The organism is Bacillus sp. FSL K6-6038 (assembly GCF_038050455.1).
GTDB lineage: Bacteria > Bacillota > Bacilli > Bacillales > Bacillaceae_G > Bacillus_A > Bacillus_A pseudomycoides.
The window spans coordinates 2,214,792-2,239,139 of sequence record NZ_JBBOUH010000001.1 but is presented as its reverse complement, the minus strand read 5'-3'; the positions used below and the strand labels follow the sequence as shown (position 1 = coordinate 2,239,139).

Sequence of the window (24,348 nt, the reverse complement as noted above, 5' to 3'; positions counted from 1 at the left end):
CATCCTACAAAATAAACTTTGTAATATCTTTTACTTCTTTTCGAGCAAGTTTCTTCGGTTTATCTTTTGGATACCCTAGCGAAATTACCATATTAATTTGTTTCTCAGGATCAATCTGTAAATATTGTCGCAGTTCATTTTGAGCTAATAACACCGGCCCTGTCATCGGGCAGGTCCCAAGACCTCTTGCATATGCTGCTAACATTAAATTTTGCGCAGCTAAACAACTACTCTTAATCCCCTCTTCTTCCCATACTGAATCTGGAACGAAGTCAATTGGATCAAATATCTTTTCACGAAACTTTGACTCATATGGTGTAGCTAAACATACGATTAAAACCGGTGCATCAGAAAAAGCAGTTGCATATGGTCCAAACGAACGCGTAAGTAATTTGCCTGCTTTTTCTTCTCCTTTTCCCGTTGCTTTTTCAGCCAATTTATGTAAAGCATCCCATGTCATTTGCTCAATTTCTTTAATTTTATCCCGATTCATAATAACAATAAATTCCCACGTTTGTGAGTTCGTATCGCTTGGAGCATAACGAGCACAATCAATAATTTCCTCTATGTCACCAATAGATACTTCTTGTTCTGTAAACTTCCGAACACTGCGTCGTCCGTGAATTACTTCTTTAAATGCTTCATAATTCATATACATAAAATCCCCTTTAATAGCATTTTCAAAAATTGTCCTATGCTTATAATTATATCACGAAAAAAAGCTGGAGGAATACCAGCTTCATTTTCCTTGCGCATTCAATTTATTACTTTAAAGGTAGCGATGCTTTCTTCATAAGCTTCTTGTAACTTCCTTGTAACAGGTCCCCGTTCACCATTACCAAATGATTCGTCTCCAATTTGAATGACAGGGAGTATTTCAAGGGGTGTTGCTGTAAAGAAGCATTCATCTGCCTCGTATACTTCTTGTAATGAAAACCCTCGCTCTTCTACTTCAATATGTAGAGCTGTTGCTAATGAAATGACATGATGACGAGTAATTCCATGTAAAATAAGTTGATCCGCTGGGTGCGTAATCACTTTATTATTTTTTATAATAAAGAAATTCGAATGGCATCCTTCTGTTACAATTCCATCTCGAACTAATATCGCTTCTTGATACCCTTCTTCATTAATTTTATTCTTAATCATAATATTAGGAAGAAGATTTAAAGATTTGATATGGCAAAACTTCCAGCGAATATCCTCTTCCACTGTTACTTTTATTCCCTTTTCCATTAGAGATAGCGGTCTCGGGAATGAAACAATGTTTGCAAAACAAGTTGGCTCTAGATTTGATTCATATACATGATTTCGTGGCTGCATGCCTCTTGAAATTTGAATATACACATTCCCATCTTCTTGAAATTGATTTTTCTCAATTAATTGCTGAAGTTGTTCAATTAATTCTTCTTTTGTAAAAGGTGGAACAAGATGAATTTCCTTCATAGATTTAAAGAATCTTTCTAAGTGTAAATCTAGTAGGTGAGGTTTCCCATTATATAAACGAAACACTTCATATATACCATCACCAAATTGTAAACCTCGCTCTTCTAATGCAACCATTGGCTGTTCTTCCTTCATATTCACAATTCTTCCATTAAACAAAATCCAATCTTTATGAACACCTGTTGCCATATTACCACTCCTTTCCTAATAATTATTTTCATTTTACAACTTATTTGCACTTAATAGTGATGATTTTTCAGTTATTTAAGAATATAAAAACACATCACAATTTAATAGTGATGTGTTTTTATAGGTTATTTACTTATTTCAGAAAGTATTTTTCAATATCATCCAACATAAGATTTGCCGCTTTAATGCCGCCTGCTGTATTCCAAATAACTTCATCTACTTCGAATACTTTATTATTTTTGGAAGCTTGTAGCTGTTTAAAGAGTGGGTCTTCTGTCCATTCTTTCGCTATCGTATTTCCTTCATTATTTTTATTAGCATCTTTATCAGATGCGAAATAGAATAAATAGTCTCCATCCATATTTGGAATTTGCTCTTTTGTAACACCTTTTATCGCAAAATCATCCTTATCTTGAAGTGGTGGCCTCTTAAATCCGATATCTTGCAAAACAACACCAGAGAATGAATTCTTTTGATAAATACGAACATCACCTGGAACGAAACGAATGATAGAAACTTTAGATACTATTTTATCTCCTAGTTTCTCTTTTATCGCTTCAATACGCTTCTTATAATCATCCAGCGCTTTTTGACCTTCTTTTTCTTTATTTACGGCTTTTGTGTATAACGTAAAGTTTTCTTTCCAATCCCCGCGTAGTGTTTCAGCATAAACAGTAGGTGCAATCTCTTTTAATTGTTCATATACTTTTTCATGCCGCATCTTATTCCCAATAATTAAATCAGGCTTTAATTTCATAATCGCCTCTAAATTAACGTCACGCTCAGTTCCTACAACTTTTGTATCTTTCAAGTCTTTTGCTAAATGCGGATACCATTCTTCACCAGCTCTTGGTTTTGTAGAACCAACCGGTGTAACTCCTACCGCTAAAAGTGCCTCGGCACCTTCATTTGTTAGGACAACGACTCTTTTAGGTATTCCTTTAATCGTTGTTTCCCCCATCGCATGCTTAATTACATACGATTCTTTTCCTTCTGCTGCTGTATTCGTTTCTTTCTTCTCTTCTTTTCCACATCCTGCAATCATAACCGTTAACATTACAATGCAGAGAATAAAGATATTTTTAGTTCGGGTCATATGTCCTCCTGGATGAAATTGATTATCATTAACATTTTAAAGATTAATGTATTGACTAAAAGTTGTCAATATATTTTTAAAATTTTTCTAAAATATGTTCTCTCAACTATTCCAACATGGATACAATTTCATCCTACCGATAAACATGGAAAATGAACAGGCATACAAAAGTAATTGTCACTTCAATCAATGCATAACACATGTTTTGACTTGCCCTTTTCGACACGAATTGCATAGCTATTACAATGATAAGTCCAATTAGCATGTTTATAATTTTAATATATTATTTCCTCACAAAAAGCCCTCCCTCTAAGTTCTTCTGTTTGCAAGACATTCAAGGCAGGGTGTCATTCAATTCCATTATTAATCTTTTATATTTTAATATTGATCATATTTGATATAAGATGGATCATTATATATCCACTGATTTCCTCCTAGGTTTAGCCAACTGTTTTGGTTTGCGTATACTAAATAGGATTCTGGAGAATTTAACTGACGAATCACTGAAGACGATGTTGATGGACCGCTTCTTAAATTCACATTCGTCCCTCGAATATTCGCCACTCCAATCGGACTTCCATCACTATTTCCGTATTTCACATAATCAATATACGATGGATCATTATATATCCATTGGCCTGCCCCTAAATCTAGCCAACCGTTACTTTCCTGATAAACTACATACGATTCTGGAGAATTTAACTGACGAATCACTGAGGATGATGTTGATGGGCCGCTTCTTAAATTCACGTTCTTTCCTCGAATATATGCTACACCTTTTGTTTGAGGAGCTGGACTTGGCGGTTCTGGATTTGGTGGGTTTGGATTTGCCGTTAATCCTAAGATTACAGCAATTCCTCTTGCATATGCTTGGCATAAATCTTCTATAAACTGCGGATTTTTTAATAAATTTGCATCAAATGTTGTATCAATAAAAGCTGTTTCTGTTAATAAAGCATCCATAGCTGTTTCCCTTAGTACTGCATAATTTGCCTTTTTTGCACCACGATCACGCAAACCGTATTTCGTTAAAACAGGATTAACTGCCACATGCATCTTTTGTTGCTTGGCTGCTGCAGAACTGCTATCTGATAGTCCATTATAAATATAACTTTCAAAACCTGTTCCACCGCCACTATTAATATGAAATGAGATGAAAAAATCTGCTCCGAAAGAATTAGCAATATTTGCACGTTCTGATAATGAGATAAAGACATCACTATCGCGCGTCATCTTAATATTAATTGCATAATTTGCAAGTAAAATATCTCGAACACGCTTAGCAATTTGAAGTGTTAGATTTTTTTCAACCAAACCGTTTCCAACAGCACCGGAATCGTATCCGCCATGACCTGCATCTATAACTAGCTTCATATACCATTTCCTTTCTATATTTAATAGAGCTTATATTTATGCTCGTCCTATTTTATGTACAACATAAAAATTTGGTTACAAAACAAACAAAAAAACCACCTTATGTAAGGCGATTTCCATCATCTCGATTGAGCCAATTTAAAATAAATATGTACGACTGATAATGAACATGCCGTATACAAAACAAACAAAATAGAATAGCCATTCCACTGCCACTATATATTAAGCCAAACTTCAAAAAAATGTTCAACATTGGTGGAAAGTGGATTGCATTTTGTAATACATACAAAGTAAAAAACAGAATAAAAAATACCGGAATGTATTGCCATTCATACGGTTTACGCTTTTTACGCATCATTTTCCGGATGAAAATTTGGCATAGTTCTGCTCCTATAAAACAACTCCCTATTAGTAAAAAACCAGACGTCATCGTCATACATCCACCTGCCTTATATTCATTTCTTTCCTTAGTTAACTTCTTTCCTTTTAGAAGCGTTTTATGTACATTTCACCGTTCCATATAAAGCCGAGTCCCTCTATAAAAGATTTAGCTTGTTTAGTTAGATCCCCTTGTAACACCTTGATATCTTTCATATCTCTACTCTTCATCATTTCTTCAAATGTAAAATAAGTGTTCGTTCCATATCCGTAACCTTGATAATCAAAATGAATTATTAAATTAGATAATATAGCACGCTCACCTTCAACGGTATAATCAATTACACCAATATATGTATCATCAATTTTTATACAATATTGAACTTCCTTTATATTCAAACCATTAGAAGCAAACATTTCTTCAACAACTTTTTTTGTTTCTGTATTCACTTTTTCAAACGTAATCATATTTTGTCCATCCTTTTATTATTATTGTATCAACTACAATACGTATTTATGAAAAAAACCTTAAGATCGTATGCAATCTTAAGGTTTTCTTATTTATCCCACTATTGGTGGGATAATAATCAGTGGCGGATGCCAGTTTCACTTTATACTAAGCTATACGCACGCTTTGTTTCTTCATGAAACTCATTTGTATCATATTTATGCTCAACATAAATTTGGTGCCATACCATAAATGCAAGTACTGTCCAAATTTTACGGCTATAATCGCCTTTATCTGCACAATGTGCTTCCAGTAAGTTTAATACATACTGTTTGTCGATTAAATGCTCTGTTTTGCTTTCTTTAATAATATTAACAGCCCAGTCATGCATTTCATCTTTTAACCAATGACGAATTGGTACAGGGAATCCAAGCTTTTTACGATCTAACACGTGATCTGGAACGATTCCGCGCACTGCTTCACGTAAAATTGCTTTTGTTGTTCCATTTGCGATTTTTAATTCTGTTGGAATTTTAGACGCAACGTCAAACACTTCTTTATCTAAGAATGGCACACGAAGTTCTAATGAATTTGCCATCGTCATTTTATCAGCTTTTAATAAAATGTCGCCGCGTAGCCATGTGAACATATCGATGTATTGCATTTTGCTTACATCATCATAATCTTTAATTTCATTATACAATGGCTTCGTGATATCCATATAGTTAACACTTTCATTGTAATACTTCATTAACTCAGCTTTTTCTTCTTCACGGAAGATTTTCGCATTACCATAGTAGCGTTCTTCAATTGGTGTACATCCACGTTCCAAGAAGCTTTTCCCTTTAAATCCTTCTTTTAATGCTCCACTTAATGCTTTTAAGACACTTTTTCCTGGGGTAGGAATATAAGAGAACATTTTTAACGAGTTTGGTTCACGATAAATATTATATCCGCCAAATAGCTCGTCCGCACCTTCACCAGAAAGAACTACTGTTACATGCTTACGCGCTTCTTTTGCCACAAAGTACAACGGTACAGCAGCTGGATCAGCTAAAGGATCATCCATATGCCAAATAATTTTTGGGAATTCGTTCATGAATTCTTTCGCTGTAATGAAGACACTATGGTTTGTAACGCCTAACTTTTCTGCCGTTTCTTTTGCTACATCAACTTCACTAAAGCCGCGACGTTCGAAACCAACAGAGAATGTTAGAAGATTTGGATTCATTTCTCTTGCGATAGACGCAATGATAGATGAATCGATACCACCAGATAAGAATGAACCTACTGGTACATCACTACGCATATGAACTTTTACAGAATCATACAATACATCGCGAATCGCTTGAATGTGCTCCTCTTTTGTCGCACTTGAAGCATTGAAATATGGTTTCCAGTAGCGATGAATTTCCATCTCTTTACCGATTTCTTTTACGAAATAATGACCAGGTTCGATTTTATTAATATCAACAGTTAATGTTTCTGGTTCTGGTCCATATTGATACGTAAAGTAATGTTGCAGAGAAGTTGGATTTACCCCTTTATCTTGCATAACATGCATGATACTTTTCTTTTCAGATGCAAAGAATGTTGTATCACCTTGCTGCGCGATATATAGCGGCTTAATACCGAAGTGGTCACGTGCACCGAAAAGTTTCTTTTCTTCACGATCCCAAATCATAAATGCAAACATACCACGTAAGTAATCTACACATTTCTCTTTCATGTGTGCATACAATGCGATAATAACTTCTGTATCAGATTGCGTTGCAAATGTTGCACCTTTTTCAAGTAGCATTTCACGTAATTCTACATAGTTGTAAATTTCACCATTAAAAATAATTACATATCGATCATTTTCATAAGTTAGCGGCTGATGTCCTGCCTCTAAGTCAATGATACTTAAACGGCGGAAGCCAAATTGTACATGTTCATCACGAAAATATCCCTCGTCATCTGGACCACGGTGGAAAATAATCGTATTCATATTTTCAAATTGATGTTTTTCTGTTTCTGAAAACTCTCTAGGGTTTTCACATAAACATCCTACAAAACCACACATACTTCTTACCCTCTTTCAGTTTTCATTCTGTTTCTATACTACTATATCAACCCTATTTATACTAGCATAATCAACTCGATATGGCGATAAAAACTATAAAAAAATCACTCCATTTCACATTTTACCCAATTTTTTTGTGCAAACATGAAAAATAGGCACTCACATTTGCACACATTTGTCATATGATATTGCAAATTGATTTCTAGGAGGCAAAAACATGAGTGATGAAAAAAAAGAATCTTCGTCTCGTCCACCAATTCGTAGTTACTTAAAACAAATTGATGATTTTTTTGAACAAACGCCATTACGTGATGTAATTGCGGATATGAATCACTTTTTTCAAAAAGGAAACCGCTTATTAACATTCCCTGTCGACCTATATGAAACTGGAGAAGAACTGGTCATAAAAGCAGAACTCCCGGGCGTTCAAAAGGAACAAATCCAAATAGAAATTCAAAGTGAATACTTAAAAATCTCTGTTACTGAAGAAATCATGGAAGAAACAAAAGATGAAGTTTCACATAATTACTATCGCCGTGAGCGATCCATGTCAGGTGCTTCTCGCATGATTAAGCTTCCATATCTAATTAAGAAAAAAAGTGCAAAAGCTTCCTATCAAAATGGTATTTTAGAAATCCGCGCTCAAAAACTTCCACAACAGCACGATATTTTATCCATAGATTAACCATTATATATATATTTTCCATATCCAAAAAGAAGGATGCCCAGCATCCTTCTTTTATTTCAAGAGTCGCTCCATATCACGTAAAATGTCTTCGTACGGTGTCTTACTAATTCCACTGTATTGCTTCATTACTTTTCCTTCTTGATCAACTAAGAAGAACGATGTTCCATGGATGACTTGACCATTTTCCGGTTTATCTACTAACGTTTGGAAATTATCCTTTGCAAATTTTTTCACATCTTCTAATGAGTACCCTGTTAGCAAATTCCAATTTTTCGTATCATCTGTGAACTTTTGTATAAATGCTTTCAAATTCTCTGGTTTATCCACTTCAGGATCTACACTAAACGAAACGAATTGAACATCTAATTTTTTCTCTTTCGCCATCTTTTGTAGCTTTGCCATATTAGCAGTCATTGGTGGACAAACCGTTTGACAATTGGTAAACATAAAGTCAGCCACCCATACTTTCCCTTTTAAATCTTTTGTTCCAAACTTTTTACCATCTTGATTTATGTATTGAAAAGTTTCTAAATCCCAATTTAATGGTTTACGGAGTTTTGATCCTGAGCCGCATCCTGCAAGTATAAAGAAGCAAAAAACAACTATGAGACCAATCAGCTTTTGATAACGCTTCATTTTCAAACCTCTCTTCTCTTTTCTAAATTTATGTATGACATGTTTATCATAACAAAAGTAAACACTATGAGAAAATTGTTTATCCAATTTGTTCACGAAATCGTACGAATTTAGGTATGTTACTTCCTATTTTCGAGCGAATTACTAGACAACTGTTTCATTGTTTACTAAAATTATCTCCTTCCCGTCTCTTTACACAATAATTTTCAATAAGTCACTCGCTTTGTAAAGATATCCACACTATTTTTTACAATTTTTTAATCGTTAATCAATTCCCCTCACTTTTTTCCTTTACAACATTTCGATACAATACAACTACAAAGATTTTAAATGAGGTGATGTTCATGGCAAAGCGCTATGAAAATATGGATAATGTTAGTACAAAAAAACCACTTCGTTCTTTTTTACGTTGGCGTAAAGAACGAAAACAAAACAAAAAAGATTTTTCTTATCTAGTAGAACAATCACCTGTAAAGAGTAGCCAGTTTTTACGAACGAACACTGAAAAAACAACAATTACATGGATAGGTCACTCAACATTCCTTATACAAACAAACGGGCTCAACATTTTAACAGATCCAGTATGGTCAAAGAAAATAAAGCTTGTACCGAGGCTAACGAATCCCGGCCTTACATTACAGGAATTACCTAAGATTGATATTGTCCTCATTTCACACGGTCATTATGACCATTTGGACTTTTCTACACTTCGTCTATTGAATTCAGATGTTCTATACTTAGTACCTACTGGATTAAAAAAGTTATTTACAAGAAAAAAGTTTATGCGAGTAGAAGAATATAACTGGTGGGAATTCACAAAAATTAATGATGTAGCATTTCACTTCGTACCGGCGCAACACTGGACAAGAAGATCATTGTTTGATATGAATACTTCCCACTGGGGTGGATGGGTTATCGATAATAGCACAACAGATGAAACAATTTACTTTTGTGGTGATAGTGGCTATTTCCAAGGGTTTAAAGAAATTGGCAACCGATTTTCTATTAATATCGCCTTAATGCCTATTGGTGCATATGAACCAGAATGGTTTATGAAAGTATCACATGTTTCCCCCGAGGAAGCAGTGCAAGCCTTTTTAGATGTAAAAGCAACGCATTTCATTCCAATACATTACGGTACATTTGCACTTGCTGATGAGACACCTAGAGAAGCTATTACCCGACTTCGTAACAACTGGAATTTACGTATGTTACCTTGGGAACAACTTCACGTATTATTTCTTGGTCAAACGTATTTTCCAGAAAAAATGCCCTCTGAGGAAAAAGAATCCATAAAGGAACACGCAAAATTATAAATCCCTTTCCCCTTTTATGCATATTATAAACTAAGGCTTTAATGAACTGCTGATTTTCTGTTCATATAAGAACCGATAAAAGGAGAAAGGAATATTATATGAGGGAGTATTTACAACGACGCTTTATGATTTCAATAAGCGCCATCATCACGATTATCATCGTCTATTACAATCAGTTATAACATCTTAATTAATAGAACTTCTTCCCCACTCCTAAATAGTCTCATTCATTTAAAATGTTGCTGTAGATGAAAAGATAAAAAGAGCTACCCTCAAGTAGCTCTTTTTCTATTCAGCAAAATATGAAAATCCGATTGCCCCTACACCAGTGTGTGTGCTAATTATAGGCGTTGTGTAAAAAATTTCCGTTTGTGTAAATCCACTAATTTTTTCAACTGCTTCTTTCATTTTTTGCGCTAACGGTAATGCTTTCGCATGTGGTACAGCTACCGCCTTTACTGTTTTACCAGCTATATCTTCCTCAAACATTTTTATCAATGTTTTCACAATTTGACCTTTGCTGCGTACCTTCGCAACAGGATTATATACACCATCATCAATACTTGCAATTGGCTTAATGTTTAATAAAGATCCGATCATAGCTGTTCCTTTTCCAATCCGACCGCCTTTTACAAGGTTTTCTAACGTATCAACAACTACAAATAGACGAGTATTTTTACGAACTTCTTCAACACGCTTTAAAATATCCTCCAAAGAACGTTCTTCCTTCGCCATTTTTGCTGCTTCAATTACTTGATACGATAAAGCATGCGTAATAAACAATGAGTCTACCACTGTAACTTTCGTATCTGTCATCGTTGCTGCAGTATTAGCTGTTGCAACTGACCCACTTAAACCATGCGTTAAGTGAATGGAAAGAACTTGGCTACCGTCCTCCCCTAAACGATCATACATTTCAACAAACGATCCGACTGCTGGCTGTGATGTTTTTGGTAATTCTTCTGATTTTTGCATTTCTTCAATAAATTCATCCGGCTGTAAATCTACACGATCTAAGTATGTTTTTCCATTTACAGAAATCGACAATGGAATAACATGAATATCATATTTTCGAATCACATCTTGTGATAAATCCACCGTTGAGTCTGTAACAATTTTAATTTTTTGCATATTTTACTTCTTCCCTTTCCAATACGCTCTCCTTGTTATTATACTAGTATTCACAATGCTTTCAACAGTTTGAAGTGATTTTCGACAAATTTCTTTGACTTTTATGTCTAAAAAGAAAATGACAGAGCTTATTGGCTCTGTCTCTATTTTAGACTATGCATTTTTTTCAAGCGAGTTTGTTTGATATACATTTGAATAATCATTCCACTTTAAGCAACTTTGTAAATATTCGCGAAAAGAGTATGAGAATCTCGGTTGTTTTTGTTTTTGAATTTTAGCAATAAATAGTTGAAGACGTGACTGAATTAGAAATGCTAATGGGTGTTGTGCTTGTAGGACAGGGATTTCAAATATTTTGATACAATTCCCTGTTGAATGAGTGAAATAAAAACTTTTCATAATCACGATATCAATCCTCTTTTTTATTGGATTTATAACTTCAGTATAAACTTACACTAGTGAAAAGTTTGTCTAAATTTCGGAGATTCTATAATTTTTTTCTTCTTTATATTGTATACAGTTATAAGTATAGTATAACAAATAAATAAAAAAAGTGCCTTTATAATGAGGCACTTTTTGATTCTGTATTCATTTCTCTTTTTATTTTCCTCTTATACACAAACTTTGATGCTGTAATACTTAATTCATAAATTACAAGAAGTGGTATCGCTACTGAAAAATCAGAAATAAAGTCTGGCGGTGTAATACAAACAGCAATTACAATTAAAATAAAATACGCATATCTTCTCACCTTTTGTAGTGCTATTGGATTAAGAACACCTATACTAGTTAAAAACATCGTAACGACAGGAAGTTCAAATATCACAGCAAATGGTACTGTCATATTCATCACAAACGAAAAATACTTATCCGTCGTAAACATTGTCTGAAACATATCATCACCAAGACTCATTAAAAATTGCAAAATAAATGGTAAAATCAGAAAATAGCCGAAGCAAAGTCCTCCAATAAATAATAGAAATAATGCCGGGATATACAGAATTGTCATTTTACGCTCATGTTCATGTAGAGCTGGTTTTACAAATAACCAAATTTGTAAAGCTGCAACTGGTATTGTACATACAATTGAAAAGACAGCTGCAATCACAAAATAAATCCATAAAATATCACTTGGACCTAAAACAGTTAATTTCATATTTAAATCTTTTACGATAAAATTATATATTTCTTTCGTAAATGAAAAGCCAATGACAATAAAAATCAGAAACGTCAGCGCTGTTATAATGAGTCGCTTTCTTAACTCTCCAAGATGCTCTATGACACTCATCTCTTGATTGTCCACTCTTATCACCACATTCCCCACTCGCTATATACCATAGAAACAAAATAACCTAGTGAAATTTATTTCTTTTCTTCCGTATCATCATGCAAACCCTTTGCAGACTTTTTAAACTCTTTTAATGTTTCCCCAAAAGCTCGTCCAATTTCAGGTAACTTTTTTGGACCGAAAATAATTAAAGCGAGTACTAAAATTAATATTAAACCCGGAACCCCAATATTTGGCATATGACTTCCCCCTTAATCTCACTTAATTTTATTTTGTCAAAAAATTTTGTAAACGTCAATGCATCTATTAGCTTTTGTCAAAAAAATTCGAAAATATAATCACTTAAACAATTTTCATTTTCTATTTCTTATGTATATGATATGGTAAAGGAAATTACACCTTACTTCATCAAACATGAAAGGAATCAAATTATGACTCAAAAAATAACACGAATGACGCAATTCGTAAAAGAGGAAATTGCCAATGCGATTACCCATGGCATCGGTGCCATTTTAAGCATTCCTGCATTAATAATACTAATTATGCATGCATCAAAGCATGGTACTGTATCTGCTATTGTTGGATTTACAGTTTACGGCGTGAGCATGTTTCTACTATATTTGTTTTCTACGCTATTACATAGCATCCACCACCCGAAAGTAGAAAAATTATTTACAATTTTAGATCACTCGGCCATCTATCTCTTAATTGCCGGCACGTATACACCATTCTTACTAATTACTCTAAGAGGGCCACTCGGCTGGACATTACTTGCAATTATTTGGACGCTGGCCATCGGTGGAATTATTTTCAAAATTTTCTTTGTACGCCGTTTTATTAAAATGTCAACACTGTGCTATATCATTATGGGCTGGCTCATTATCGTCGCTATTAAACCACTTTATGAAAATTTAACCGGGCATGGATTTTCACTATTGTTAACCGGTGGGATCCTATATTCAGTAGGGGCTATATTTTTCCTTTGGGAAAAGCTGCCCTTCAACCATGCAATTTGGCACCTTTTTGTATTAGGTGGTAGTGCAATGATGTTCTTCTGCGTCTTGTTTTATGTATTGCCTGTTGCATAAAAAAGTCTCAGCTTTTCAAGCTGAGACTTTTTTTATTACTTATGTAATTGAGCCGCAATAATATCTTTCGTATGCTGCGTTAATTCTTTTATATCCATACTTGCATATTGCTCAGGTGTAATTGGTTTAGAAATGGTTACTGTTGCATGAGCAGGCTTCATGCGATTTCCATTCGCCTCAAACATCTTATATGTTCCATCTACAGTTACTGGTAAAATAGCTACTCCGGCTTTTACAGCAAGATGAAAACTTCCTGCTTTAAACTCCCCCATTTCGCCCGTCTTACTGCGCGTTCCTTCTGGGAAAATTACGATAGAATGTCCATTCTTTAAAAGTTCAATTCCATCTTTAATAGCTTGGAGCGACTGACGACGATTACTACGATCCATAAACACACAATTCATCAATTCCATCCAAGTTGGTACAATCGGAAATTTTTTAATTTCTGCTTTTGAAACAAACCCAATCGGTTTATTCAAGTACCCAAGTAAAACTGGAATATCCATATCACTTTGATGATTACTTACAACAAGGACCGGTTTATCTTTCGGCACATTTTCAATTCCATTTACTTGTACAGTCGACCCAGCTACACGAACCATTTTCTTACCAAACCAGTTTGTTGTTTTATACACGAGGCGATCTTTCTCTTGTGGCGACATTGTCTGTGCTTTTCGTTTTATACGCCATAATCTCGGTGTAATACCAATTACAATTACAATTAAATAAAAGATTTTAAAAAACGTTTGAATCATATAGAACCCCCACTTATTCTCATTCCGTCCTTCATTATACTAGACAAACGAAGGAAAAAGAAGAAAAAATGTCCAAACGACAAGCGTTTGGACATTTTTGAGTTTTCTATATTAGAAACGTTTTGCTAATTCGCGAGCATTTGCAATTGCCGCTTCTTTAATTTCTGGTGCTTTTTCAGGGTTTGCATTCATACCTTCAACCGCAAGGTAGTCTACATCAGATATACCCATAAATCCTAATACTGCATTTAAGTGCTTGCGGCCAAAGTCCATTGCTGCGTATGGTCCTTCAGAGTAAACGCCACCTGTAGCTTGAATGTGAAGTGCTTTTTTCCCTTCTAGTAAACCAACTGGTCCGTTTTCAGTATATTTAAAAGTTTTACCTGCGATAGACAAGTTATCCAAGTATGCTTTTACTACTGGTGGATAACTGAAGTTCCACATTGGCGTTACAAACACATAACGATCTGCATTCATAAATGTTTCTAAGTTTGTATTCATTGCTGCAATTTTTTGTTGTTGGCTTTGGCTTAACGTTTCAAAGCCTTCACCTGCTGCAAATTTACCCCAAGCTGTAAATACTTCTGCATCAATTGCTGGTACAGTTGTGTTAAATAGATCAATTGTTACCACTTCATCTTGTGGATGTTCATTTTTATATGCTTCAATGAATGATTCCCCTACTGCCATACCGAAAGATGCTTCTGCTGAATTTGGATTTGCTGTAATAAATAGTACTTTTGTCATTTTTATTCTCTCCCTTAATAATTATCTTTAATTTGAGATTTTAATAAAAAAGTAAATAACTTACCTTATGTAAGTATAATACAAAAACATTCTTTCTCTGTCAATAAAAAATAGCTACTTTTTTTTCGTAAGTAGATAATTCTCCTATCTCCATTTCAATGAATATTCACATTTCATTATTCAATCTTCACGAAAAAAGCTATCTCCTTTTTTAAGGAGATAGCTTTTTCCTAAGTATTACTTTTGAAAAACATGTTTCACTTTTTCACCAGGTACGTTACTTCCACCCCGGCCTTTTACATCTTCAATCATCATCGTAACAATCATATTCGGTGAATTTACATCAAAAGCAGCGAACCATCCAAGTTCTTTTCCATCTGCTTCCTTCGACTCTTTTAACTCAGCTGTTCCCGTTTTTCCAGCGAGAGTCATACCGTCAATCTTAGCAATTTTCCCTGTACCATCTTCATCATTAATTACTTTTGTTAACGCATTTTTTAATATATCTTGGTTCCCTTTAGAAATCACATTTTCTTTCCAAGGTTTAACTTGTTTATCATCTTTAATAAGATGTGGAGATGGTATATTCCCTTCATTTACAATCGGTGCATACGTTAATGCCAAATGAAGAGGCGTCATTAATACTTGGCCTTGTCCATACCCTGTATCAGCCATTTGAATATCATTTTTAATGCCATCTTTTGCAATTTTTGAAACCGGGAATGGATATTCAATTGGTAACTTTTCATCGAATCCAAATTTCTTTGCTTCACTCATAAATTTATCTTTCCCAATTTTTATTGCTTGTTGTGCAAAGTAAATGTTATCAGAAAACTTCATTGCTTTATCAAAATCAATTGGACTTGCATCTTTTACACGTGTTACATAATAATTTCCCCATGAAGAATCTTTTGTCCATTGTAATCCTTCAATTTTCAATTCCTCTTTTGGATCAATTGTTTTCGTTTCAAGACCAATCGCACCTGTAATTGCTTTAAATACAGAACCTGGTGCCGATGCTTGTGTAAAGCGATTTGTCATTGGCTTTTTCGGATCATTATTCCATGCTTCACGTTGTGTTTTTGATGCACCCCTTACTATTACATTCGGGTTGTACGCAGGGCTACTCACAAGTGCAATTGTTTCACCAGTCTGCGGATTTATCGCTGCACTTGAACCAGCTTCTCCCTTCATTTCGTTAAAGATTTTTTCCTGAACTGTACTATCAATTGTTAACGTAACATTTTCTCCATCTTTTGCTTCAATTTTAGCTAATTCTTTTTTCTCTTTTCCTTGTGCATCCTCCATGAAGACACGGCCACCTTTTTTACCACGTAGCTTCTCTTCAAATACTTGCTCCAAACCAGCTTTTCCAACTGGGTCATCTGCCTGATATCCTTTTTTCTGTAAATCCTTTAAATCTTCTGCATTCACTTTCCCCATATATCCTGTTAAATGAGCAGCAGCCTCTCCCAATGGATATGTACGAACATTGACTTGTCGAGTCGTTACACCGTCTAAAGAAATATAATCATTTTGCGTTGCACCTTCTTGTAAAATCCCAATTGGTACAAATGAATCTGGTTTAATCCATTTTGCCGCAAGCTTTTGATCTATCTCTTCTACAGACATATTCAGCAACTTTCCAATTGTTTCCTTTGTCTGTGGTGCAGCCTCTCCTAGTTTACCTGGAATGATGCCAATTTCATTTGCTCTTCCATTCGTTGCAAGTCCTTTTCCATTACGATCATATATCTCCCCACGCTTCGCTTGAAACGTTTGCATACGTACTTTACTGTCTTTTGTCATGCCTGGAAAAATAAAATCTGGAGTCCAGTCTATTTTCCAAGATTCTTTATCTCCATCTTTCTCTTTCACAAGCTTTGCTTCGTGAGAAAAGGAAATTTTCCCACCAACCGTATCCATACTCACATTAAAAGGAACTGGCCCTTTATCTTCTTTATCCTCTTTTACTTTTCCTGTTTCTATCTTTAGATTTTTAACCTCAATACCCGCATAAATCTTTTCATACTTCTCTGTAAAATCTTTTTTTGAAATAGATTTTTTTGCATCTTCTGACAATTGATCATACATATCTGCAAATTTTTGCTTATTCCACGCTTTTGCATATGTATCAAATGCTTGTTCTGGCTTTTCTTCTTTACCACATCCTACTAGCATGAGTGTGAAGCAAAGAAAAAGCAATCCCCATAGTTTTTTCAACCGATTCTCCTCCTTTAGTTAAGCAAAGAAATAATAAATATAAATCTGTCTTTTATGGATTTTTCCTAAGCTACTAAAACTTACAACCTCTACCATTATATCATCAAAAAAGTTCATTCATAAAGTTTTATCTTATTATCCAAATAAAAAGATTGATGTGAACATACACATCAATCTTTTTATGATTATTTTTGTTTTTCATATATGTGATAGTAATATGTGTACGGATTCTTTTCATCCGTAACACCTTTTTCCACAAAAACTTCTTTCCACTCTTTCATATTCATTTCTGGGAAGAATGTATCTCCTTCAAATGAATGGTGAATCTTTGTTATATAAAGCTTGTTCACATATGGTAAGAACAATTCGTAAATTTGCGCTCCACCAAAAATAAAAATTTCTTCTTCATTTTTACATAACTCAAATACTTCTTCTACTGACTGCGCAATTTCACAGCCTTCTACATGATAATTCATATTGCGCGTTACGATAATATTTCGTCTTCCTGGAAGTGGTCTTCCAATCGCTTCATAGTTTTTTCTCCCCATAATAAGTGGGTGACCCATTGTTGTCTTCTTAACATATTGCAATTCACTTGGTAAATGCCACGGTAATTTATTATCCTTACCGATGACTTTATTTTCATCCATTGCGACCATAAATGAAATAATCATATTTTCATCTCCTTTTGCGTTTACACTGCGACAGGCGCTTTAATTGCAGGATGTGGATCATAACCTTCTAATGTTAAATCCTCCATTTCAAAATCAAAAACAGACTTTACATCTGGATTTAATTTTAGCGTTGGAAACGGACGTGGTTCACGCGCTAACTGCTTTTCCACTTGTTCAAAATGATTTGTGTAAATATGTGCGTCTCCAATCGTATGAACGAACTCTCCTGCTTCTAAACCACATTCGTGCGCGATTAAATGTGTTAACAATGAGTAGCTTGCAATATTAAATGGAATGCCAAGGAAAATATCACCGCTTCGTTGATATAACTGACACGAAAGCTTTCCGTCTGCTACGTAAAATTGAAATAGCGTATGACAAGGCGGAAGTGCCATACTTGGCACATCTTCAGGATTCCAAGCAGAAACAAGTAAGCGACGAGAATCTGGTGTTTTCTTAATCATTTCGATTACATCTTTTAACTGATCAATCGTCTCACCTGCTGTCGTTTTCCAAGCACGCCATTGTTTTCCATATACATCTCCTAAATAGCCATACTGATTTGCAAAATCATCATCTTCCAGTACATTCTTTTTAAACAAATCCATTTGCTCATCATATTGTTTCTTAAACTCTTCATCCTGCTGAGAGCGAAGTCCAAAGTCCGTCATATCTGGCCCTTCATACGCATCGCTTTCTACCCAGCTTTTAAACGCCCATTCATTCCAAATATTATTGTTATTTTGTAGTAAATAACGAATGTTTGTATCGCCTTTCATGAACCAAAGAAGTTCACTAGCTACTAAGCGGAATGGCACACGCTTTGTCGTTAACAAAGGGAATCCCTTGCTAAGGTCAAAACGCATTTGATATCCAAATACAGATACAGTCCCTGTTCCTGTACGATCTTCTTTTTTTGTACCATGCTCCATCACATGGCGACACAGATTTAAGTATTCATATTCAGCATGTTTCATATGTAAGAAAAACCCTCTTTCGCATCTATTTCCTATATGGAGTTTATCATACAAAAAATAATTCTGCATGCAAAATTCTCAGTAAAACTTATTGAAAAATATTTCAATATAGTAAGTATTAACAGAAATCTAGTATAGGATATCCATTTTAATGAATCTTACAAAATTCTTAACTTTTCATCTTTTAAGAGGTATTTCACTCTTTACCAAAGAAACTATAGTGCGGAAGTATAAAATAATATTTGGAGGTTAGAAGCATGTCTAAAATTGAAATTCCTGTTATTAGTTCATTACAAACAACAATTGAAAAAATGATGAAAGATCTACACGTTCCTGGGGCTGCTGTCGCAGTTATAAAAGATGGAGAAGTCATTGTTTCAGAAGGATTTGGCTATCGTGATTCAAAACAGAAAAAACCGGTTACGCCTCAAACACGCTTTGCAATTGGATCTGCGACCAAGGCATTTGGCACCCTATCTTTAAGCCTATTAGCACAACAAAAAAAGTTTGATTGGGATACTCCTGTTCAATCTTATATCCCTACCTTCGCTTTATCAGATATACTTGCAAGCTCCCAAATTACAGCACGTGATTTAGCTTCCCATCGCTCTGGCGTTAGTCGTCATGATGCTCTTTGGTACAACTCTTCCTTAACTCGAAAAGACATCGTTGAAAAAATAAAGCATTTATCACTTGATGCACCATTTCGCACAGCTTTCTTATATAACAACTTAATGTATGCAACAATTAGCTATATTGTAGAAAACATTACAAATCAGACATGGGAGCAATACGCCAAAGAACATATTTTAGCACCACTTCAAATGGAGCAAACAAACTTCTCTGTCACAGACTCACAAAATACGAATGACTACGCATTGCCTTACGTTGAGAAAGATGGAGAAATAAAAGAGGTACCATTCCGTAATATTGATACAGTAGGAGCTGCTGGATGCATCAATTCAACAATTGCAGATATGGCAAATTGGGTACTTTTCCATCTTAATCAAGGAAAAACAGGAGATCACGAATTACTATCTTCTGAATTATTACAACAAATGTATACGCCGCACAATACAATTCCTGATCAGCCACTTTTATCGCCCCCTGAATCACCAGTAAATAGTTATGGTCTTGGTTGGTTTATTAGTTCTTACCGTGGCTATAAAGTAATTCATCATAGCGGAGGTATCGATGGATTTTCTGCACTTGTCTCATTTATTCCAAAAGAAAATATAGGCCTTGTCATATTAACGAACGCCGGAAGCACCTTACTTCCTAGTTATCTTGCAAATCAAATCTATGACGAACTCCTCGGATTGGAAACAATTGATTGGCATAAGCGTGCTATAGAAGACACCGCTCAATTGAAAGAAATGATGAAAGAAGTAAACCAATCACTTCCAGAACAAGTAAAAGAGACCGTACCTTCTCATGCATTAGAAGACTATATTGGAACATTCGAACACCCTGCTTATGGAACACTAGAAGTGTATAAACAAAATGAAGAGTTATATTTACAGTTCACAGAACTAAAAGTTCGGTTACATCACCATCATTATGATATGTTTTATGCAACATTAGACTTATTCCAAATAGAAATGAATGTGTTGCTTGCTTATGAGATGGATATAAAAGGGGAATTCCAAACAATCCAATTACATGTACCAGTTATGTTAAGTACACAGCCTCTTACATTTACGAAGATTAAATAAAAATACAACAATCTAAACTTATAATAGAGGAAAGCTATACTTTCCTCTATTATTTATCCCGTATTAACGGGTAATAAGATCTCTCCTCACATTTCCACATTAGGCGTATAAGCCACTTCTACAACAAACCCATTCGGATCATAAAAATCCACAGTATAATATCCATCTGAGTAATGATTCGTCTCAATCGGCCCACGAATAATCTCCGCTTGTACATTTTGTAAGAAATTAGTGACCTTATCAACTACAGCTCTACTAACAGCCTGATAACAAATATGCCTCGGCCCTAACGTTCTTACAATCTTTTCATCTACTTCCTTGAAATATATTTCAATCTTCCCTGTACTAAATGCACTCTCATTCAACTGTTTCCAGCCAATGATAGAGAACAACCTACTATAAAAACATATGGATTCCTCTAAATTTGCTACCCAAAATTCAATATGATGAATACCAGGTTCAAACTGCTGCATCCCCTTCTCTTTCTTTCATTTTAATGAACAGACTCAACTATATGTAAAATTTCATTTGGTGTATTTACCATATAATTTGGAGAATCTTCTTTTATCGTTTCCATCACATCATATCCCCATCCAACCCATACGACGTTTACGCCAACTTTTTTACATGCAACAATATCTCGTTGCTCATCACCAACATACAGCATATCAGCTTCTGTTAACTTTTTTTCTTTTAAAAATTTCTTGATAATTTTATCTTTCCCAAACAAATTTTTCGAACAAAAAACTTCTTGAATATTTTTTATTTGATTGTTATGTAGAAATGCTCTAATATGCTCTTCTGAATTAGAGGATATTACTGCTATTCCATAACCCTTTCTATGTAATTCATCTAGCACTTCCTTCATGCCATTAAATAAGACTAGATCTTTAATAGATGGCTGGTATAGTTTATAAAACTCTAGCGCTAATATAGGCAATTTATAAAGTGGTACATGAAGCTGTTTACACCTTTCAGGAATAGATAATTTTCTTAAAGGTTCAATTTCTTCTTCACTTACCGTTTTATACCCATGCTTCTCAGCAAGTTGATTATAAATAGGAACAAATATATCTTGTGAATCTACTAATGTACCGTCAAAATCAAATACAACATATTTCAACATAATGAATACTCCCTTAGCCTCTTTTTTGAACAAATCTAAACATATTCTATTCGCTGTTAAGATCCGCTTCACCTTTAATTTTCACATTTATAAAAACAAAAAAGAACAAGGACATCTCCTCGTTCTTTTTATCACGACAGCCATTTCGGCGGCATATTCGTATTCCAATAAATATCTCCTAACTCATGATGCGCTGTATATCCATCATCAAAGCGATGGTAGTGGAAATTAAAATAATATCCATCTTGTGGTGGATGATCCCGCCTTACATGGAAACGTAGTAAATCATTTCCTGTTTTCGTATCATATACATGAAAAATCTTTTCGTTATTGCCGCCTGCTGGTTTCTGTGAAATTGCTAATGATTGTAAAGACTCTTCCGGTACATCTGTTGTAAGCTCTGCAATTGCTTCTTCTATTTTAGGTAGAATAATATCTTTAAATTCATCTTCAATGACAGGTCCAATTTTAGAACCAAACTTTTGCATAGATTGTTTCTCAGCTTCTTGCATTGCATAGGTCACAAAGGTCTCTGCGGTTAACCTCTCTCGATTTTCTTCATATGTATAGGACGTCTGCTCCAAATTTTGTTGCCTTGTTGTAGGCTTGTCCGCTTTTGCATTATCAAGCAAAATAGAAGGAGGCGTCACTAAACCAAATGTAAATACAGTAATTAATGCGACTAACGTCTTTCTAAACCAATTTGGCATTTTTTATTCCCTCCCCTTTCACTACTTATATTTGTATAACGGTTGTTTCTTCCATTATACAAAATGATGCTAATTTTTGCACTTTACAAATTTATTAACTTTCATATTTTTTTCATTTGAATATGTAATAGTCAGATTTCATATAATATAAGTACAACAATAGTGAGGAGGATTTTTAATGACTCTAGATGTCATGTACTCCGTCGTGAGCATTTTTGTTCTCTTATATTTTATTTACCAGTCAATTACAGACTAAAAAAGAGCCATTATGGCTCTTTTTTCTATGGTATGAATACAATCCAGCCTATTAATATTAATAGTAGGCTTCCTACGATAATAGCTGGTAATAAATAAAACTGGCCAAGTATAACTATGCCGTAAATCAAAACAGCCGGAACAAACAAGGACATTCCCGCTCTTCCTTTTAACAATAATAACTTCCCTTGATCACAATATAATTGGAGAAACATTTTTTTAACAAATTCATTCCATTGATCCCCTGAATAAAGTGCAATTGCAACACAGGCAAATACAATAATAATAAGCGCAATCCACCATGGTGTTACTTTTATCGATACTGCACTCATAAAGATAATTTTAATATAAAAACTTAAAGAAGCACCTGATCGAAAATACTCCTTAAAAAATGATTCAATAATACGCGAATCAGATTTTTTCCCTAGTATATGCTTCGAACGTGGAAACAACCATGGTCTCGAGTTATTACTTGGCTTCGTTATTTGACCACTAAAGTGCATGATTTCCGTTGTCCAGCGCATACCCTCTTCCTTTTCTTTTTCAACTTCCTTAAAAAAGAAACGTTGATAGTTCATTTTTTGTTTTATCAATATCAAACTAATTCCAATCAATACAATGATAAATAGCATTGCATATACTGGATGTTTAAAACCTAAAAACATACCACTTCCCAAACAAATAAAACTCATAAAAAATACGATAATCTTTACAATCCATAATACCCAGCGCTTCCCTCCACGCACATCTATATATCTTACCAATAGTGATAACATACACCGAAAAACGGTAAAGGACAGCCAAAATAATACGACTTGTAAAAGAGAAGCCCCCATACTCTTAACCAATATAGGTAACATAATGAGCGTTACAATGATATTTGTTATACTTATTCGAATACATGTGTATACCATGCCATATTTCATTAATTTTTTCATGTGAACTGGATGCTGAATTAAAAACAGGCTATCTGCTTGCTCAAAAAACGAACGCATTCCTCTTGAATATGTAACAAAGAAAAATACAAACAAGCCCAATAAAAAATAAGCCGGTTCTTCTGCAGATAATTCTCTTGTCCATAACGAACGATAATAAATCCCGCTAAATACAAGTACTGGAACGATAAAATATAATGCGATTGTCCAATCAGTTACAGACTGAATGGATTTCCATTTTCTTTTCAGTTCATGACGCAACCTTTTATAAAATTGTTGTTTCATCATGTTGTTCCCGCCTTACGATTGCATCAAAACAATCTAATAATGGACTCTCTGGCATTTCTGCTAGGGATTGAATTGTTTGTAGATTACCGTTTGCTAATAACGTTCCTTGTGAAATAAGTAAAAATCGTTCACAGATTCTTTCCGCTGTATCTAGCACATGGGTACACAGTAAAATCCCTACTCCCCGCTCTTTTTCTTTATATAAGAAATTTAAAAATTCTCGTGTTGCTACTGGATCTAATCCAATAAACGGTTCATCAATAATATAAAAGTCTGGTTCCGTTAAAAAAGCCAAAATCAACATTGATTTTTGTTTCATACCTTTTGAAAACTTTGATAAGTATTCATGCTTATGCTTTTCCATTCGAAATGTATGTAATAACTCCTGTGCGCGTTCCTCCCAGCTCCCTATTTCACACCCACGTGCAGCCATTAACAATTCAATGTGCTCCCATAATGTTAAATAATCATAATACGTTGGGTGTTCTGGCACATATGCATACGGATTCTCTTTTTCACCAAACGAAATTTCACCCTCCATATTTGCAAGTAAGCCAAGCATTGATTTAATTGTCGTACTTTTCCCAGCTCCATTTGCACCAATAAGAGCAACTAGTTCACCTTTTTCAATTGAAAATGCTATATCATGGATTGTTTTTTCTCCTGCTTCATAACCCGCTGATCGAATATTGACCTGTAACAAATTACTTCCCCTCTTCCCACTTACAATAAACTCCAGGAAAATCATAACATATTTCTTCTTAAAATATTATTCTATATATCTAATATATTAAATGTTT

General features: G+C 34.5%; 26 protein-coding genes. 4 read left to right on the top strand and 22 right to left on the bottom strand.

The genetic code is table 11. The features are described from left to right. Nucleotides 1–4 precede the first annotated feature (4 nt). The 7 genes from NSQ40_RS11565 to asnB form a co-directional block, all read right to left on the bottom strand. On the bottom strand, nucleotides 5–652 hold the full coding sequence (locus tag NSQ40_RS11565; protein WP_097786732.1) for a nitroreductase family protein: 648 nt from the start codon (nucleotides 650–652) through the stop codon (nucleotides 5–7). 104 nt (nucleotides 653–756) lie between these two features. Beyond that, nucleotides 757–1,635 (bottom strand): D-amino-acid transaminase, encoded by an 879-nt coding sequence (dat, locus tag NSQ40_RS11560; protein ID WP_003197405.1) that lies wholly within the window; start codon nucleotides 1,633–1,635, stop codon nucleotides 757–759. Between the two features lie 133 nt (nucleotides 1,636–1,768). After that, nucleotides 1,769–2,731 carry an ABC transporter substrate-binding protein gene (locus NSQ40_RS11555; RefSeq protein ID WP_098159106.1) on the bottom strand — a complete coding sequence of 321 codons (963 nt, stop codon included), beginning with the start codon at nucleotides 2,729–2,731 and terminating at the stop codon, nucleotides 1,769–1,771. Nucleotides 2,732–3,109: 378 nt separating this feature from the next. Beyond that, nucleotides 3,110–4,105, bottom strand: coding sequence for an N-acetylmuramoyl-L-alanine amidase (locus NSQ40_RS11550; protein WP_003207118.1), 996 nt, complete (start codon nucleotides 4,103–4,105; stop codon nucleotides 3,110–3,112). 100 nt (nucleotides 4,106–4,205) lie between these two features. Next, entirely contained in the window at nucleotides 4,206–4,535 is a 330-nt protein-coding gene (locus tag NSQ40_RS11545; protein WP_018766421.1) for a hypothetical protein, read from the bottom strand. Nucleotides 4,536–4,591: 56 nt separating this feature from the next. Further along, a complete protein-coding gene (locus NSQ40_RS11540; protein WP_033797335.1) occupies nucleotides 4,592–4,951 on the bottom strand; it encodes a GNAT family N-acetyltransferase in 360 nt (119 codons plus the stop codon). 143 nt (nucleotides 4,952–5,094) lie between these two features. Continuing rightward, on the bottom strand, nucleotides 5,095–6,996 hold the full coding sequence (gene asnB, locus NSQ40_RS11535) for an asparagine synthase (glutamine-hydrolyzing) (protein WP_003197399.1): 1,902 nt from the start codon (nucleotides 6,994–6,996) through the stop codon (nucleotides 5,095–5,097). 217 nt (nucleotides 6,997–7,213) lie between these two features. Here asnB and NSQ40_RS11530 point away from each other — a divergent pair, with 217 nt between their 5' ends. Beyond that, nucleotides 7,214–7,681: an Hsp20/alpha crystallin family protein gene (locus tag NSQ40_RS11530; RefSeq protein ID WP_003207117.1), complete on the top strand. Its 468-nt coding sequence runs from the start codon at nucleotides 7,214–7,216 to the stop codon at nucleotides 7,679–7,681. 54 nt (nucleotides 7,682–7,735) lie between these two features. Here the strand turns inward: NSQ40_RS11530 and NSQ40_RS11525 are convergent, their stop codons facing one another. Continuing rightward, entirely contained in the window at nucleotides 7,736–8,320 is a 585-nt protein-coding gene (locus NSQ40_RS11525) for an SCO family protein (RefSeq protein ID WP_018766424.1), read from the bottom strand. A 344-nt stretch (nucleotides 8,321–8,664) separates the two neighbouring features. Between NSQ40_RS11525 and NSQ40_RS11520 the strand changes: the two genes are divergently transcribed. Continuing rightward, nucleotides 8,665–9,636 (top strand): MBL fold metallo-hydrolase, encoded by a 972-nt coding sequence (locus NSQ40_RS11520; protein WP_258248465.1) that lies wholly within the window; start codon nucleotides 8,665–8,667, stop codon nucleotides 9,634–9,636. A 288-nt stretch (nucleotides 9,637–9,924) separates the two neighbouring features. Here NSQ40_RS11520 and NSQ40_RS11515 read toward each other — a convergent pair whose 3' ends face one another. The 4 genes from NSQ40_RS11515 to tatA all read right to left on the bottom strand — a co-directional run bounded on the left by NSQ40_RS11515 (nucleotide 9,925) and on the right by tatA (nucleotide 12,294). Continuing rightward, on the bottom strand, nucleotides 9,925–10,767 hold the full coding sequence (locus tag NSQ40_RS11515; RefSeq protein WP_003207116.1) for a DegV family protein: 843 nt from the start codon (nucleotides 10,765–10,767) through the stop codon (nucleotides 9,925–9,927). 153 nt (nucleotides 10,768–10,920) lie between these two features. Beyond that, entirely contained in the window at nucleotides 10,921–11,172 is a 252-nt protein-coding gene (locus NSQ40_RS11510) for a DUF2535 family protein (RefSeq protein ID WP_000605583.1), read from the bottom strand. 154 nt (nucleotides 11,173–11,326) lie between these two features. Beyond that, nucleotides 11,327–12,055 carry a twin-arginine translocase subunit TatC gene (tatC, locus tag NSQ40_RS11505; RefSeq protein WP_016114704.1) on the bottom strand — a complete coding sequence of 243 codons (729 nt, stop codon included), beginning with the start codon at nucleotides 12,053–12,055 and terminating at the stop codon, nucleotides 11,327–11,329. Between the two features lie 74 nt (nucleotides 12,056–12,129). Beyond that, entirely contained in the window at nucleotides 12,130–12,294 is a 165-nt protein-coding gene (gene tatA, locus NSQ40_RS11500) for a twin-arginine translocase TatA/TatE family subunit (protein ID WP_001132888.1), read from the bottom strand. Between the two features lie 192 nt (nucleotides 12,295–12,486). Between tatA and trhA the strand changes: the two genes are divergently transcribed. Then, nucleotides 12,487–13,143: a PAQR family membrane homeostasis protein TrhA gene (gene trhA, locus NSQ40_RS11495; protein WP_018766426.1), complete on the top strand. Its 657-nt coding sequence runs from the start codon at nucleotides 12,487–12,489 to the stop codon at nucleotides 13,141–13,143. A gap of 35 nt (nucleotides 13,144–13,178) precedes the next feature. Here the strand turns inward: trhA and NSQ40_RS11490 are convergent, their stop codons facing one another. The 5 genes from NSQ40_RS11490 to NSQ40_RS11470 all read right to left on the bottom strand — a co-directional run bounded on the left by NSQ40_RS11490 (nucleotide 13,179) and on the right by NSQ40_RS11470 (nucleotide 18,519). Further along, nucleotides 13,179–13,898 carry a lysophospholipid acyltransferase family protein gene (locus NSQ40_RS11490; protein WP_003207115.1) on the bottom strand — a complete coding sequence of 240 codons (720 nt, stop codon included), beginning with the start codon at nucleotides 13,896–13,898 and terminating at the stop codon, nucleotides 13,179–13,181. A 111-nt stretch (nucleotides 13,899–14,009) separates the two neighbouring features. After that, on the bottom strand, nucleotides 14,010–14,645 hold the full coding sequence (locus NSQ40_RS11485; RefSeq protein ID WP_033797332.1) for an FMN-dependent NADH-azoreductase: 636 nt from the start codon (nucleotides 14,643–14,645) through the stop codon (nucleotides 14,010–14,012). 237 nt (nucleotides 14,646–14,882) lie between these two features. Then, nucleotides 14,883–16,868: a penicillin-binding transpeptidase domain-containing protein gene (locus NSQ40_RS11480; protein ID WP_033797331.1), complete on the bottom strand. Its 1,986-nt coding sequence runs from the start codon at nucleotides 16,866–16,868 to the stop codon at nucleotides 14,883–14,885. Nucleotides 16,869–17,053: 185 nt separating this feature from the next. After that, complete coding sequence (locus NSQ40_RS11475; RefSeq protein WP_003197378.1) at nucleotides 17,054–17,542, bottom strand: dihydrofolate reductase; 489 nt, start codon at nucleotides 17,540–17,542, stop codon at nucleotides 17,054–17,056. Nucleotides 17,543–17,562: 20 nt separating this feature from the next. Beyond that, nucleotides 17,563–18,519 (bottom strand): thymidylate synthase, encoded by a 957-nt coding sequence (locus NSQ40_RS11470; protein ID WP_003197376.1) that lies wholly within the window; start codon nucleotides 18,517–18,519, stop codon nucleotides 17,563–17,565. Between the two features lie 257 nt (nucleotides 18,520–18,776). Here NSQ40_RS11470 and NSQ40_RS11465 point away from each other — a divergent pair, with 257 nt between their 5' ends. Continuing rightward, entirely contained in the window at nucleotides 18,777–20,234 is a 1,458-nt protein-coding gene (locus tag NSQ40_RS11465; protein WP_003197374.1) for a serine hydrolase, read from the top strand. A gap of 86 nt (nucleotides 20,235–20,320) precedes the next feature. Here the strand turns inward: NSQ40_RS11465 and NSQ40_RS11460 are convergent, their stop codons facing one another. From NSQ40_RS11460 to NSQ40_RS11440, 5 genes are all read right to left on the bottom strand, one after another. Next, complete coding sequence (locus tag NSQ40_RS11460) at nucleotides 20,321–20,707, bottom strand: VOC family protein (RefSeq protein ID WP_003197372.1); 387 nt, start codon at nucleotides 20,705–20,707, stop codon at nucleotides 20,321–20,323. A 20-nt stretch (nucleotides 20,708–20,727) separates the two neighbouring features. Continuing rightward, the gene (locus NSQ40_RS11455) at nucleotides 20,728–21,360 is read right to left on the bottom strand and encodes an HAD-IA family hydrolase (protein WP_098101085.1); all 633 of its coding nucleotides are present in this window, start codon (nucleotides 21,358–21,360) and stop codon (nucleotides 20,728–20,730) included. A gap of 131 nt (nucleotides 21,361–21,491) precedes the next feature. Then, entirely contained in the window at nucleotides 21,492–22,070 is a 579-nt protein-coding gene (locus NSQ40_RS11450) for a YpjP family protein (protein ID WP_003207109.1), read from the bottom strand. Between the two features lie 281 nt (nucleotides 22,071–22,351). Further along, nucleotides 22,352–23,548, bottom strand: a complete 1,197-nt coding sequence (locus NSQ40_RS11445; RefSeq protein WP_098101084.1) for an ABC transporter permease — start codon at nucleotides 23,546–23,548, stop codon at nucleotides 22,352–22,354. Then, a complete protein-coding gene (locus NSQ40_RS11440; RefSeq protein ID WP_016114694.1) occupies nucleotides 23,526–24,251 on the bottom strand; it encodes an ABC transporter ATP-binding protein in 726 nt (241 codons plus the stop codon). Before NSQ40_RS11440 ends, NSQ40_RS11445 begins: the two co-directional genes overlap by 23 nt. Between the last annotated feature and the right edge of the window lie 97 nt (nucleotides 24,252–24,348).